Source organism: Bacillus sp. GMa5/1 (assembly GCF_050172015.1).
GTDB lineage: Bacteria > Bacillota > Bacilli > Bacillales > Bacillaceae_G > Bacillus_A > Bacillus_A cereus.
The window spans coordinates 17,828-32,348 of sequence record NZ_JBNLYC010000010.1; the positions used below are offsets into that span (position 1 = coordinate 17,828).

Here is a 14,521-nt window from a genome sequence, read left to right on the forward strand (position 1 = left end):
AAAGAAGTCGTTTGTGCGGCTTCTTTTTTCTGTATAATTACTTTTTAGACATCTGAGCAGCTCTCATTTACAATAATGAGAGAGCTTTTTAGTTCATATAGAGTTAGGAGATTGTTAATGTCCGAAAATATTCGAAAAGATATTCAAGATAAAATACAAAATGGTAATTTTAATTGTGAAAAGGAATTGACGCTTTCTATTATTAGTGGAAAGTGGAAAGTTGTGATACTGTGGCATCTTGGTGTGGAAGGACCACATCGTTTCAGTGAATTACAACGGTTATTCCCAAGCATTTCTCATAAAGTTTTGTCGAACCAATTAAAAGAGTTAATGGAAGATGGAATTGTTGATCGGACAGTATATCCCGAAATTCCTCCTCGCGTTGAGTATTATATGACGGAACTAGGCATGTCACTTTTACCGATCGTTGAAATGATGTATGATTGGGGAAAAATGCGAATGGAACAAATTCGTAATACGTTAGAGAAGTAGAGAACCCTCCGGAGTGCGGAGGTTTTCTTTTTAGAAAGGTAGGAGTTATATTTGGTACAAGCTGCATATATTCATATTCCGTTTTGTCAGCACATTTGTCACTATTGTGATTTTAATAAAGTGTTTATTGAACGCCAACCGGTTGATCAATATTTAGATTATTTAGAGAAGGAAATAATAAATACGGTTCAAAAAGTTCCGTTTGATAGTATAAAAACGATTTTTGTGGGCGGGGGAACTCCGACAGCGTTAAATATGGAACAGACAAAAAAATTACTCGAGATTATTAATCGTCATTTGCGTCCGTTCGCCCCAAATTGTGAATTAACATTTGAAGCGAATCCAGGAGATCTGCCGAAAGAGAAGTTGAATGTACTGCTAGAAGGTGGAGTGAATCGAATTAGTTTTGGTGTGCAAACGTTCCGTGATGAACTGCTTGAGAAAATCGGGCGCAAGCATACGAGGGAAGATGCATTCCTCGCGATTCGAGAAGCGCAGGAAGTAGGATTTAAAAATATTAATGTAGATATTATTTATGCTTTGCCAGGACAGACAATAGAAGATGTAAAAGAAACATTAGATATTGCTTTTACGCTTGGTGTACAACATTTCTCTGCATATTCATTAATTGTGGAACCTAAAACAGTGTTTTATAACTTAATGAACAAAGGGAAATTGCGTCTTCCGGGTGAAGACCATGAAGCGAAAATGTATGAAATAGTAATGGATGAAATGGAGAAACACGGTTATAACCAGTATGAAATTAGTAATTTCTCAAAAGGTGACAATAAAAGTAGACATAATCTCACATACTGGAATAATGAAGAGTATTATGGATTTGGAGCTGGAGCTCATAGTTATGTGAACGGGGAACGTATTCAAAATGTAGGTCCGCTGAAGCAATATTTTAATAAAATGGATGAAACAGGATTTCCGTATTTAGATGTTCACAAAGTGACGGAGAAAGAAAGAATGGAAGAAGAGCTGTTCTTAGGGCTTCGAAAAACAAAAGGTGTTTCTAAAACGGCGTTCCGCAATAAATTTAATGTAGAGATGGATCAAGTTTTCGCGAAGCAGTTACAAAGCAACCAAGAGCAGGGATTGCTTGAAGAGGAAGATGGACATGTGCGTTTAACGCGAAAAGGAAAATTATTAGGGAATGAAGTATTCCAATCATTTTTGATTGACTAATTAAATGTTCCATAGGCGTGAAAAAGTTTCATTATTTCGTGACGTTTCCGTTGACAATTGAATGTCAATTTTGGTAAGTTATTAATAGATTTAGCACTCAAAGACAAAGAGTGCTAACAGAGGTGATGATGAGATGCTTACGGAACGTCAGCTCTTAATTTTACAAACAATTATTGATGACTTTATTGGATCAGCGCAGCCCGTTGGGTCTAGAACGTTGGCTAAAAAAGATGAAATTACATTTAGTTCAGCTACTATTCGAAATGAAATGGCGGACTTAGAAGAATTAGGTTTTATTGAAAAAACGCACAGTTCTTCTGGACGTGTTCCTTCTGAGAAAGGCTACCGATTTTATGTAGACCATCTTTTAGCACCGCAAAACTTACCGAACGCTGAAATTGTACAAATTAAAGATTTATTTGCTGAAAGAATTTTTGAAGCGGAAAAAATTGCACAACAATCTGCTCAAATTTTATCAGAACTTACGAATTATACGGCCATTGTTCTTGGACCGAAGTTAAGTACAAATAAACTTAAAAATGTACAAATTGTGCCGCTTGATCGTCAAACTGCTGTCGCTATTATTGTAACCGATACAGGGCATGTACAAAGTAAAACGATTACCGTTCCGGAATCTGTTGATTTATCAGATTTAGAAAAAATGGTTAATATTTTAAATGAAAAGCTATCTGGCGTACCGATGGAAGAACTTCATAATAAAATCTTTAAGGAGATTGTTACAGTTTTACGTGGGTATGTTCATAATTACGATAGTGCAATAAAAATGTTGGATGGTACATTTCAAGTTCCGTTATCGGAAAAGATATACTTTGGAGGAAAAGCAAATATGCTTTCGCAGCCAGAGTTCCATGACATTCAAAAGGTTAGATCTTTACTTACCATGATTGATAATGAAGCCGAATTTTATGACATTTTGCGTCATAAACAAGTCGGGATTCAAGTGAAAATTGGTAGGGAAAACTCTTCGACGGCTATGGAGGATTGTAGTTTAATTTCTGCAACATATTCGATCGGCGAAGAGCAACTTGGAACAATTGCTATTTTAGGTCCTACGAGAATGCAATATTCTCGTGTAATTAGTTTGTTACAGTTATTTACGAGACAATTTACTGATGGACTTAAAAAGTAAATGAGAGTAATACATTCGCTCAAGTGATGAAATTTTCATTGCTGTGTGTAATATATAATGCTTAGGTAATCATGCTATGCATGATACCTAATACCTTTTAAGGAGGTGAATATTGTGGAAGAGCGTAACGAACAAGTGGTAGAAGAAGTAAAAGAAGCGCAAGTTGAAGAAGCTGTCACACCAGAAAACAGTGAAGAAACTGTAGAAGAAAAAAGTGAGGCTGCTCTTTTACAAGAAAAAGTAGATGAGCTACAAGCGAAACTAACGGAAACGGAAGGTCGCACATTACGTCTACAAGCTGATTTTGAAAATTATAAGCGCCGTGTCCAAATGGATAAACAGGCTGCTGAAAAATATAGAGCACAAAGTCTAGTTTCAGACATCTTGCCAGCTCTTGATAATTTTGAAAGAGCAATGCAAGTGGAAGCGACTGATGAGCAAACGAAATCCTTGTTACAAGGTATGGAAATGGTGCATCGTCAATTGTTAGAAGCGCTGACTAAAGAAGGTGTGGAAGTGATTGAAGCTGTTGGTAAACAGTTTGATCCTAATGAACACCAAGCTATTATGCAAGTGGAAGATAGTGAATTTGAATCAAACGCGGTTGTGGAAGAATTCCAAAAAGGTTATAAACTAAAAGACCGTGTGATTCGCCCATCAATGGTAAAAGTAAATCAATAATTTACATAAAACTAGGAGGATTCGCCATGAGTAAAATTATCGGTATTGACTTAGGTACAACAAACTCTTGTGTAGCTGTTATGGAAGGTGGAGAACCAAAGGTTATCCCAAATCCAGAAGGAAACCGTACAACACCTTCTGTTGTAGCTTTCAAAAATGAAGAACGTCAAGTTGGGGAAGTTGCAAAGCGCCAAGCAATTACAAACCCAAATACAATCATGTCTGTTAAACGTCATATGGGTACAGACTACAAAGTAGAAGTTGAAGGTAAAGATTATACACCTCAAGAAATTTCTGCAATCATTTTACAAAACTTAAAAGCTTCTGCTGAAGCATACTTAGGTGAAACAGTAACGAAAGCTGTTATTACAGTACCTGCATACTTCAACGATGCAGAGCGTCAAGCAACGAAAGATGCTGGTCGTATTGCTGGTTTAGAAGTTGAGCGTATCATTAACGAGCCAACAGCAGCAGCACTTGCTTACGGTTTAGAAAAACAAGACGAAGAACAAAAAATCTTAGTATATGACTTAGGTGGCGGTACATTTGACGTATCTATCCTTGAGTTAGCAGACGGCACATTCGAAGTTATTTCAACTGCTGGTGACAACCGTCTTGGTGGCGATGACTTTGACCAAGTTATCATCGATCACTTAGTAGCTGAGTTCAAAAAAGAAAATAACATTGATTTAAGCCAAGATAAAATGGCGCTTCAACGCTTGAAAGATGCAGCTGAAAAAGCGAAAAAAGATCTTTCTGGTGTAACACAAACTCAAATTTCATTACCATTCATTAGTGCTGGAGCTGCTGGTCCATTACACTTAGAATTAACGTTAACAAGAGCGAAATTCGAAGAGCTTTCAGCAGGTCTTGTTGAAAGAACATTAGAGCCAACTCGTCGTGCATTAAAAGACGCTGGTTTTGCTCCAAGCGAATTAGATAAAGTTATTCTTGTTGGTGGATCTACTCGTATCCCAGCTGTACAAGAAGCTATTAAACGTGAAACTGGTAAAGAGCCATATAAAGGTGTAAACCCTGATGAAGTTGTAGCATTAGGTGCTGCAGTTCAAGGTGGCGTACTTACTGGTGATGTAGAAGGCGTTCTATTATTAGACGTAACTCCACTTTCTTTAGGTATTGAAACTATGGGTGGCGTGTTCACGAAATTAATCGAGCGTAACACTACAATTCCAACAAGTAAGTCACAAGTATTCTCGACAGCTGCTGATAATCAACCAGCAGTAGACATTCACGTATTACAAGGTGAGCGTCCAATGTCGGCTGACAACAAAACGTTAGGTCGTTTCCAATTAACTGACCTTCCACCAGCACCACGTGGTATTCCACAAATCGAAGTAACATTCGATATTGATGCGAACGGTATCGTTAACGTACGTGCGAAAGACTTAGGAACAAGCAAAGAGCAAGCTATTACAATCCAATCTTCTTCAGGTCTTTCTGATGAAGAAGTAGAACGTATGGTACAAGAAGCGGAAGCAAATGCTGACGCTGACCAAAAACGTAAGGAAGAAGTTGAACTTCGTAACGAAGCTGACCAACTTGTATTCCAAACAGACAAAGTTGTAAAAGATTTAGAAGGTAAAGTAGATGCAGCTGAAGTTGCAAAAGCAACAGAAGCGAAAGAAGCATTACAAGCTGCAATTGAGAAAAACGAGCTTGAAGAAATTCGTGCGAAAAAAGATGCTTTACAAGAAATCGTACAACAATTAACTGTTAAATTATACGAGCAGGCTCAAGCAGCTGCTGGTCAAGCAGAAGGTGCGCAAGGTGCACAAGATGCTGGCGCAAAGAAAGACAATGTAGTTGACGCTGAGTTTGAAGAAGTAAAAGAAGACAAGTAATTCAATTGTAAACATAATAAGTAAGATGACAAAAAGTCAAAGTCAAGCGTGCCTTGACTTTGACTTTTTTCACGAATGAGAAGCGATGTGTGAGGATCTTAAGTTTTTCGCTTTGCATACTGTAAGTGAGGAAACTTTGTTGCAAAGCACTTTCTTTCGGTGTTAAAATTACGTTTATGTGAAAGATTCGGGGGTTGTAAATTTATGAGTAAACGAGACTATTATGAGGTCCTTGGACTTAGCAAGGGCGCTTCAACAGATGAAATTAAAAAAGCGTATCGTCGTTTGGCTAAAAAATACCATCCAGACGTAAGCAAAGAAGAAAATGCAATTGAAAAGTTTAAAGAAGTACAAGAAGCATACGAAGTGTTAAGTGATGATCAAAAGCGTGCACAGTACGATCAATTTGGTCATGCTGGTGCAAATCAAGGATTCGGTGGATTTGGCGGCGGAGGAGACTTCGGCGGTGGCTTCGGTTTTGAAGATATATTTAGTTCTTTCTTTGGCGGTGGCGGCGGCAGACGTCGTGATCCAAATGCTCCGCGCCAAGGTGCTGACTTACAATATCAAGTCACTTTAGATTTTGAAGAAGCTATTTTTGGTAAGGAATTAAATGTGGAAATTCCAGTAGAAGATCCATGTGATACTTGTAAAGGTAGTGGAGCAAAACCAGGAACTTCAAAAGAAACATGTAAACATTGTTCAGGCTCTGGTCAAGTGAGTGTAGAACAAAACACACCGTTTGGTCGTATCGTAAATCGTCAAGCTTGTGGTCATTGTTCAGGAACTGGACAAATTATTAAAGAAAAATGTACGACATGTCACGGTTCAGGTAAAGTTCGTAAACGTAAAAAAATCAATGTTAAAATTCCAGCGGGTATCGATAATGGTCAACAAATTCGTGTGTCTGGAAAAGGTGAAGCCGGCGTAAATGGCGGACCAGCAGGAGACTTATATGTTGTCGTTCATGTAAGAAATCATGAATTCTTCGAGCGTGAAGGAGATCACATTATTTGCGAAATGCCATTAACATTTGCGCAAATGGCGCTTGGTGATGAAGTGGAAGTTCCTACTGTTCATGGTAAAGTGAAGCTGAAAATTCCAGCAGGAACACAAACTGGAACAGAATTCCGCTTAAAAGGAAAAGGTGCTCCGAACGTACGTGGATACGGCCAAGGAGATCAATATGTAGTCGTTCGTGTTGTTGTACCGACGAAATTGACTTCGCAGCAAAAAGATTTATTACGTGAATTTGCAGGACAAGAAGAGCAGGATGATAGTTTATTCGGAAAGCTTAAACGTGCTTTCAAAGGGGAATAATGGAAATAAAAAATGGAGTTGGTAAATTGTGAAATGGTCAGAAATTAGTATTCATACAACAGAAGAAGCAGTAGAAGCTGTCTCTCATATTTTACATGAAGCTGGTGCTAGTGGAGTTGCGATTGAGGATCCAGCGGAGTTAACGAAAGAGCGCGAGCAACAATATGGTGAAATTTATGCATTGAACCCAGATGAATATCCGGCGGAAGGTGTATTAATAAAAGCGTATTTCCCGCAAACGGATTCTTTACATGAAACGATTGCAGGTGTAAAATCATCTATTGATGTGCTTCCATCTTACGACATCGAAATTGGTACTGGAAATATTACCGTTAACGAAGTCAATGAAGAAGATTGGGCTACTGCTTGGAAAAAATATTACCATCCAGTACAAATTTCTGATACATTCACAATCGTACCGACTTGGGAAGAATATACACCATCTTCTCCTGATGAAAAAATCATTGAATTAGACCCGGGTATGGCGTTTGGTACAGGAACTCATCCAACAACAACGATGTGTATCCGTGCTTTAGAAAAAACAGTACAGCCAGGTGACACTATTATTGATGTAGGAACAGGTTCTGGTGTACTTAGTATTGCGGCTGCAAAATTAGGTGCGTCTTCTGTTCAAGCATATGATTTAGATCCGGTTGCGGTTGAAAGTGCAGAAATGAATGTACGTTTAAATAAAACAGATGATATCGTGTCTGTTGGACAAAATAGTCTTTTAGAAGGCATTGAAGGTCCTGTTGATTTAATCGTAGCTAACTTATTAGCAGAAATTATTCTATTATTCCCTGAAGATGCAGCAAGAGTTGTGAAGTCAGGTGGATTATTTATTACATCGGGCATTATTGCTGCGAAGGAAAAAGTAATTTCTGAGGCGTTAGAACAAGCTGGATTTACAATTGAAGAAGTGTTACGAATGGAAGATTGGGTAGCAATTATTGCACGAAATGCGTAATATAGATTTTAGTCTATAATGAAAAGGGGAGTCTCTCACTATAAGGTGAGAGACTTGCCGTTTGTTATATGAAAAATGATAACGTTTCGTTCTTTTCGTAAGTGTTGACTTACGAAAGGAACGAAACTCTACTAAGGTGATTATATGCAACGTTATTTTGTAGAAGAGAAATATGTAAATGAGACAAGTATTCGCATTGTAGGTGATGACGTACATCATATCGCAAGAGTGATGCGTATGTCAGCTGGTGATCATATTTATTGCTGTGTAAACGGAAAAACAGCAGTATGTTCAATTGATGAAATTACCAGTGAATTTATTAATACGGCTATTGTAGAATGGGTAGAGGCGTCAAGTGAACTTCCTGTTTTCGTGACGATTGCAAGTGGACTGCCAAAAGGAGACAAGCTAGAGTTAATTTTTCAAAAAGGAACTGAGCTTGGGGCAGCTGCATTCTTACCATTTCAAGCATCTCGCTCTATCGTAAAATGGGATGCGAAAAAAGCTGATAAAAAAGTTGAGCGTTTAAGAAAAATTGTGAAAGAAGCTGCGGAACAATCACATAGAAGTGAAATTCCAGAAGTACATGCTCCGGCATCATTTAAGCAATTGCTTTCAATGAGTGGTGAGTATGATGTTTGTCTTGTTGCTTACGAAGAGGAAGCAAAACAAGGTGAGAAATCTAATTTTGCGAAAGCTTTAACGACAATGAAACCAGGTCAAAAGCTATTGATTGTATTTGGCCCAGAAGGCGGTTTAGCTGAGGAAGAGATTACAGCGCTTCGTGAACATAAATTTGTACCATGTAGTTTAGGACCAAGAATTTTAAGAACAGAAACGGCGCCGTTATACGCGTTAAGTGCTGCTTCGTATCATTTTGAATTGATGGGGTGATGATCAATGTCAACTGTTGCGTTCCATACGTTAGGTTGTAAAGTAAACCACTATGAAACAGAAGCCATTTGGCAATTGTTTAAACAAGGTGGTTATGAAAGAACAGAATATGAAAAGAAAGCTGATGTATATGTTATTAACACATGTACAGTAACGAATACTGGGGACAAAAAAAGCCGTCAAGTAATCAGACGTGCTGTGCGTCAAAATCCAGATGCAGTTATTTGCGTAACGGGATGTTATGCACAAACATCTCCAGCTGAAATTATGGCGATTCCGGGTGTAGATATTGTAGTTGGTACACAGGATCGTGAAAAGATGTTAGGTTACATCGAAGAATTCCGTAAAGAGCGTCAACCAATTAATGCTGTCCGTAATATTATGAAAACACGTGTGTATGAAGAACTTGATGTACCTTATTTCACGGATCGTACACGTGCGTCTTTAAAAATACAAGAGGGTTGCAATAACTTCTGTACATTCTGTATCATTCCTTGGGCGCGTGGTTTAATGCGTTCTCGTGATGGAAAAGAAGTTATTAAACAAGCACAACAATTAGTGGATGCAGGCTATAAAGAAATCGTATTAACGGGTATTCATACAGGTGGATACGGCGAAGACATAAAAGATTATAACTTAGCTGGATTACTTCGTGATATGGAAGCGGAAGTAGGCGGATTAAAACGTCTTCGTATTTCTTCTATTGAAGCGAGTCAAATTTCAGATGAAGTAATTGAAGTGTTAGATAAATCTGAAGTAGTTGTACGCCACTTGCATATTCCGTTGCAATCTGGTTCTAATACTGTATTAAAACGTATGCGTCGTAAATATACGATGGAGTTCTTCCAAGAGCGTTTAGATCGTTTGAAAGAAGCGTTACCAGGCCTTGCGATTACATCTGACGTAATCGTTGGTTTCCCAGGTGAAACAGAAGAAGAATTCATGGAAACATACAATTTCATTAAAGAGAACCGCTTTTCTGAGTTACATGTGTTCCCTTACTCAAAACGTACAGGAACACCTGCAGCACGCATGGAAGATCAAGTTCCTGAAGATGTGAAGAATGATCGTGTTCATCGTTTAATTGAGCTATCTAATCAATTAGCGAAAGAATATGCATCAGCGTTTGAAGGTGAAGTGCTTGAAATCATTCCAGAAGAGCAATTTAAAGACGGCGACCGTGAAGGGTTATATGTAGGGTATACAGATAACTACTTGAAAATTGTATTTGAAGGATCAGAAGAATTAATTGGTAAGCTAGTGAAAGTGAAAATTACGAAAGCTGGTTATCCATATAACGAAGCGCAATTTGTTCGTGTTCTTGAAGATGATGTAAAAAAAGAATCAGCTAGCGCATAAAAAGAGCGTGCAACCGGAAACGGTTTGCATGCTTTCTTTATTTGAAGCGGTTAAGTACTATAAGGTGGGGAGGCGTTTCATGCATCCCTGTATGAAAAAAGATGAAATGATAAAAATATAGTTGTCTTCATCAGTAAAGGATACTAGCTATTTGCATAACTTTTGAAAAGGAAATGCTTCTATTCTTCTTTTATTCTGCCAAATAGTTGACCTGAAGTGATAAAATGTATTATAATCGTAAAAGACATGCTGAAGAAGTGTTTCTTTTTGCATGCTGAAGTTAGTATGTAAGTGTGATGTTTCGGAGGGAGGGAAAGAGAATGTCAAAAACAGTCGTTCGTAAAAACGAGTCTTTGGAGGATGCACTTCGCCGTTTTAAAAGATCGGTTTCTAAAACTGGTACACTTGCTGAAGCAAGAAAGCGCGAGTTTTATGAAAAACCAAGTGTAAAACGTAAGAAGAAATCTGAAGCGGCAAGAAAGCGTAAATTCTAAGAGAGGGTGTAAGTTATGAGTCTTCTCGGTCGTTTAAACGATGATATGAAACAAGCGATGAAGAATAAACAAAAAGAAAAATTAACCGTTATTCGTATGGTTAAGGCTGCTTTACAAAATGAAGGTATTAAACTGCAACATACTCTTACTGAAGAAGAGGAAATAACAGTTTTAGCTCGTGAAGTAAAACAGTATAAGGACTCCCTCCTTGAATTTAAAAAAGCTGGTCGTGAAGACCTTGTTAATAAACTGCAAAGTGAAATTCAGATTTTAAGCGCATATTTGCCAGAGCAATTAACTGAAGAAGAACTAGTTGATGTAATCAAGCAAGTTATTTCTGAAGTTGGTGCGACTTCTAAAGCAGATATGGGTAAGGTGATGACTGCTATTATGCCGAAAGTAAAAGGTAAAACAGACGGATCACTTGTGAATAAGCTGGTTATCCAGCTATTAGCGTAAAAAAACGTCTCATTTCGTATGAGACGTTTTTTTAATGTTCTTATTAAGGAGAAACGCTATATTGCTTAAAAAGGGTTTCTATAAGTGATAGAAACCCCTCTAGTTAAAGTTTCAATTTATTATTTCCTTGTATAATTCCGATTCTACACCTATTCTTACTTCCTTGACTAAAACTTCTTTCGCAAATAAAAGCTAAGTACCGAACCTTCTGAAAATCAGATTGAAGTTTTATAGCTTGCTCTTCAGCATAATCCTCAAAGGTAACGAAAGAGATTCTAACTATTTTAGATTTTGCATCAGTTGCATAAAATGGCCGGATATTACTGTCGATAATTTGTTTTATAACATTCGAAATTTCTTGACTAAAGCCAATTTACTTTCGTATTTCCTCATTTATTAATTCATTTTTTAATGAACCCTAATATTTTTTGAAATTCATATAACAACCATCTATAAAATATTCTTACTTACAACGTAACATTCAGAGTGGAGAAATTTTCTTTTTTTTTGATTTTATCCCTCATTAACGGGCAGCCCGATTGGTGAGGGGGGATTAAAGTTTCACTTTATCTCATTTGTCCAATAAATGACAACTACTTATTCTATGGTCAGTATGTCACATCCAGAACGAATTGTAACAGTTTTTTTCAAGTTTCTAACTTCTCGCTAGGCTCAATTTCTTAATGTAACTTGTACTGATATCCTGTAGGGGCGCATATTCTTGTATTAATACTTCTATTATTAAAGGTAACATCCTCTGATCCATCATTGTCCTGACAAATATGATTTCATATAGCGACTGTTTTAATTAACATGATATGAACTCTTACAGAATATAGTTATGTTAGTGAAGTCGTTATAACACGATAGGCACTTGTGAAGAAATACATATATATGGGATGAGAGGGGGTCTTTCGAGATGAAGAAATTAGAACAAATGAAAAATTGGTTGACAAAACAAGTAGACCTACCAGTGGATGTATTAATGGATCTACCTCGGATTACTCTTGTTGGGCAAATACATATTTATATAGAAAATCATCGGGGGTTATTAGTGTTTTCAGATAAAGAAGTGCGATTACTTTTAAAACACGGTCAATTATTAATTAAAGGACAATCCTTTGTTATTAAAACGATTCTTCCAGAAGAGCTTTTGCTCGAAGGGATAATTGAGCAAGTAACATTTTTAGAAAATGAAAAAAAAGGTGATTGAAGTGAAACTTCCATTTGTGAAGTTTTTCTTCTTTATCCTGTAAAAGTTCCGTTGATAGAGACTGATTACAGTTTTACTCGGTTTCATTTTAGTACGAGCTATTTTAATGTTTCAAATAAAAAGTAGTATATCTACTTTTAGAAAGGTAGTGAAGGTGGTAAATGAAAAATAAATGGTTTATAAAGTGGCTTGGATATGTAAAAGTGCGAATTGAAGGTAGAGGAGCGGAACGGTTTGTTAATGAATGTGTACGGAGGAATTTATTAGTTTGGGATGTTAAAAAGATAGCTGATGAAACGTTAGTTTTTTGTATGTTGTTACGCGATGTGAAAAAAATAAAACCAATTTATAGAAAAAATGAATGTAAATTATATTTTATTGGACGTTATGGTTTTCCTTTTTGGAATAAGCGTTTAATTAAAAATAGTGGATTTTTAATTGGTTTTTTAATTTTCTTTTTTGGTGTGATTGCAATGTCAAATATGGTTTGGAAAATTGAAATTACAGGAGCAAAACCTGAAACGGAATATATATTGATGAAAGAATTGGATAAAATGGGTATTAAAAAAGGGAAACTACAATTTCAAATGCCGAATGTAGAAGATGTACAACGCCATTTGACAGATAATATTAATGCCATTACTTGGGCGGGACTAGAAGTAAGAGGAACGACGTATCATTTTAAAATTGTTGAAAAAAACGAACCGAAGAAAGAAAAGGAACAAAGGCCGCAAAATTTAGTAGCAAAAAAAGAAGCGATTATTACAAAGACGTTCGTAGAAGTTGGAAAGCCGGTTGTACTGAAAAATGATCATGTAGAAAAAGGGCAGATTCTCGTATCAGGAATATATGGTAATGAGGAAAGTCCGACGATTGTTTCAGCGAAAGGTATTGTGTATGGAGAAACGTGGTATACATCTAAGGTGGATGTCCCGTTAAAGACGCAATTCCAAGTGTATACTGGTAATGTATACAATGAACATTTTCTTAAATTTGGGGATACGAAAATAAAAATATGGGGATTTCAGCATGATAAGTATAAACGCTCTCGTACTGAAAGTGTAAAGCATGATGTGAAATTATTTGGTTTTACACTGCCGATTGCATATGAAAAAGATGTTGTGAGAGAAGAGGAAGAAGCGAATCGAGAATATACAGAAAAGCAAGCGCTGAAAGTAGCGAAAGAGATGGCCGAAAAAGAACTAAAGAAAAAATTGGATGAACATGCTATGATTGTAAGTGATAAGATTTTGAGTAAAGAGGTTGAGGCGGGTCAACTAAAGGTCACATTGCATTATACTGTGGTTGAAAATATTGCAGAGCCACAACCAATATCCGAATCCGATATTCAAGGAGACTGAGTAATGGCAGAACAATTAGTAGAAATGAACCAACAATTGGAAAATACTAACGAAGCAATCGCTCTTTTTGGAGTCAATGATGCACATTTAAAAGTAATTGAACGAGAACTGAATGTATCGATCGTAACTAGAGGAGAAACTGTTCATGTATCTGGGGCAGTTGAAACGGTGACACTCGTAGAAAAAATCTTACAGCAATTACTTGTTGTAATTCGTAAAAGTATATCAATTTCAGAGAGAGATGTTGCGTATGCAATTCAGCTTGCACAACAAGGGAAAATTGCTCAATTTGAAGAGTTATATGAAGAAGAAATTTTCAAGACTGCAAAAGGTAAATCCATTCGTGTAAAAACAATGGGGCAAAGACGATATATTCATGCGATGAAGAAGAATGATATTGTCTTTGGGATAGGGCCTGCAGGAACTGGAAAAACATACTTAGCTGTAGTAATGGCTGTGAGGGCTTTAAAACAAGGGTATGTAAAGAAAATTATTTTAACAAGACCTGCTGTAGAAGCTGGAGAAAATTTAGGTTTTTTACCAGGGGATTTGAAAGAGAAGGTAGATCCATACTTACGCCCATTATATGATGCCTTACATGATATTCTTGGACAAGAATATACGCAGCGTATGATGGAGCGAGGAGTAATTGAAATCGCGCCGCTTGCTTATATGAGGGGGCGTACGCTTGATGATTCATTTGTTATTTTAGATGAGGCTCAAAATACAACGGGTGCTCAAATAAAAATGTTTTTAACAAGATTAGGTTTTAGTTCTAAAATGGTTATTACAGGGGATCCTTCACAAGTAGACTTGCCAAAAGGGGTAAAATCAGGACTATCTATAGCTGCTAATATTTTATCTGGTGTATCAGGTCTGTCATTTATTACATTAGAACAAACGGACGTTGTGAGACATCCATTGGTGCAACGTATTATTGAGGCATATGATAAAATGGAATGATCCTATTTGTCAGGATCATTTCTTTTTGTATGATAAGGTTGGCGAACGTCATATTTTTTACTATCATGAAAGATAAGGAAAATAAACTATAGGTACTAGTGTATAAAATGTTGCC

General features: G+C 36.9%; 14 protein-coding genes. All 14 read left to right on the forward strand.

Annotation, left to right across the window (positions count from 1 at the left end):
* Nucleotides 1-117 precede the first annotated feature (117 nt).
* The 14 genes from ACQGSG_RS04510 to ACQGSG_RS04575 all read left to right on the forward strand — a co-directional run bounded on the left by ACQGSG_RS04510 (nt 118) and on the right by ACQGSG_RS04575 (nt 14,406).
* The gene (locus ACQGSG_RS04510) at nt 118-492 is read left to right on the forward strand and encodes a winged helix-turn-helix transcriptional regulator (RefSeq protein WP_001293539.1); all 375 of its coding nucleotides are present in this window, start codon (nt 118-120) and stop codon (nt 490-492) included.
* A 51-nt stretch (nt 493-543) separates the two neighbouring features.
* On the forward strand, nt 544-1,683 hold the full coding sequence (hemW, locus tag ACQGSG_RS04515; protein ID WP_098605434.1) for a radical SAM family heme chaperone HemW: 1,140 nt from the start codon (nt 544-546) through the stop codon (nt 1,681-1,683).
* A gap of 133 nt (nt 1,684-1,816) precedes the next feature.
* Nucleotides 1,817-2,833: a heat-inducible transcriptional repressor HrcA gene (gene hrcA / locus ACQGSG_RS04520; RefSeq protein ID WP_000954941.1), complete on the forward strand. Its 1,017-nt coding sequence runs from the start codon at nt 1,817-1,819 to the stop codon at nt 2,831-2,833.
* A 114-nt stretch (nt 2,834-2,947) separates the two neighbouring features.
* The gene (gene grpE, locus ACQGSG_RS04525; protein WP_000392711.1) at nt 2,948-3,514 is read left to right on the forward strand and encodes a nucleotide exchange factor GrpE; all 567 of its coding nucleotides are present in this window, start codon (nt 2,948-2,950) and stop codon (nt 3,512-3,514) included.
* Between the two features lie 26 nt (nt 3,515-3,540).
* Nucleotides 3,541-5,376: a chaperone protein DnaK gene (gene dnaK / locus ACQGSG_RS04530; protein WP_000034700.1), complete on the forward strand. Its 1,836-nt coding sequence runs from the start codon at nt 3,541-3,543 to the stop codon at nt 5,374-5,376.
* Between the two features lie 204 nt (nt 5,377-5,580).
* Complete coding sequence (dnaJ, locus tag ACQGSG_RS04535; RefSeq protein WP_000043947.1) at nt 5,581-6,696, forward strand: chaperone protein DnaJ; 1,116 nt, start codon at nt 5,581-5,583, stop codon at nt 6,694-6,696.
* 28 nt (nt 6,697-6,724) lie between these two features.
* Nucleotides 6,725-7,663, forward strand: a complete 939-nt coding sequence (gene prmA, locus ACQGSG_RS04540) for a 50S ribosomal protein L11 methyltransferase (protein ID WP_000872103.1) — start codon at nt 6,725-6,727, stop codon at nt 7,661-7,663.
* 144 nt (nt 7,664-7,807) lie between these two features.
* Entirely contained in the window at nt 7,808-8,557 is a 750-nt protein-coding gene (locus ACQGSG_RS04545; RefSeq protein ID WP_001190159.1) for a 16S rRNA (uracil(1498)-N(3))-methyltransferase, read from the forward strand.
* A 6-nt stretch (nt 8,558-8,563) separates the two neighbouring features.
* A complete protein-coding gene (mtaB, locus tag ACQGSG_RS04550) occupies nt 8,564-9,916 on the forward strand; it encodes a tRNA (N(6)-L-threonylcarbamoyladenosine(37)-C(2))-methylthiotransferase MtaB (protein ID WP_000108679.1) in 1,353 nt (450 codons plus the stop codon).
* A 320-nt stretch (nt 9,917-10,236) separates the two neighbouring features.
* Nucleotides 10,237-10,410, forward strand: coding sequence for a 30S ribosomal protein S21 (gene rpsU / locus ACQGSG_RS04555; RefSeq protein WP_000048061.1), 174 nt, complete (start codon nt 10,237-10,239; stop codon nt 10,408-10,410).
* 15 nt (nt 10,411-10,425) lie between these two features.
* The gene (locus ACQGSG_RS04560) at nt 10,426-10,869 is read left to right on the forward strand and encodes a GatB/YqeY domain-containing protein (protein WP_325842919.1); all 444 of its coding nucleotides are present in this window, start codon (nt 10,426-10,428) and stop codon (nt 10,867-10,869) included.
* A 919-nt stretch (nt 10,870-11,788) separates the two neighbouring features.
* On the forward strand, nt 11,789-12,082 hold the full coding sequence (gene yqfC / locus ACQGSG_RS04565; protein ID WP_000732269.1) for a sporulation protein YqfC: 294 nt from the start codon (nt 11,789-11,791) through the stop codon (nt 12,080-12,082).
* A 161-nt stretch (nt 12,083-12,243) separates the two neighbouring features.
* Nucleotides 12,244-13,443, forward strand: coding sequence for a sporulation protein YqfD (gene yqfD, locus ACQGSG_RS04570; RefSeq protein WP_000792499.1), 1,200 nt, complete (start codon nt 12,244-12,246; stop codon nt 13,441-13,443).
* 3 nt (nt 13,444-13,446) lie between these two features.
* The gene (locus ACQGSG_RS04575) at nt 13,447-14,406 is read left to right on the forward strand and encodes a PhoH family protein (protein ID WP_000840520.1); all 960 of its coding nucleotides are present in this window, start codon (nt 13,447-13,449) and stop codon (nt 14,404-14,406) included.
* Nucleotides 14,407-14,521: the final 115 nt, after the last annotated feature.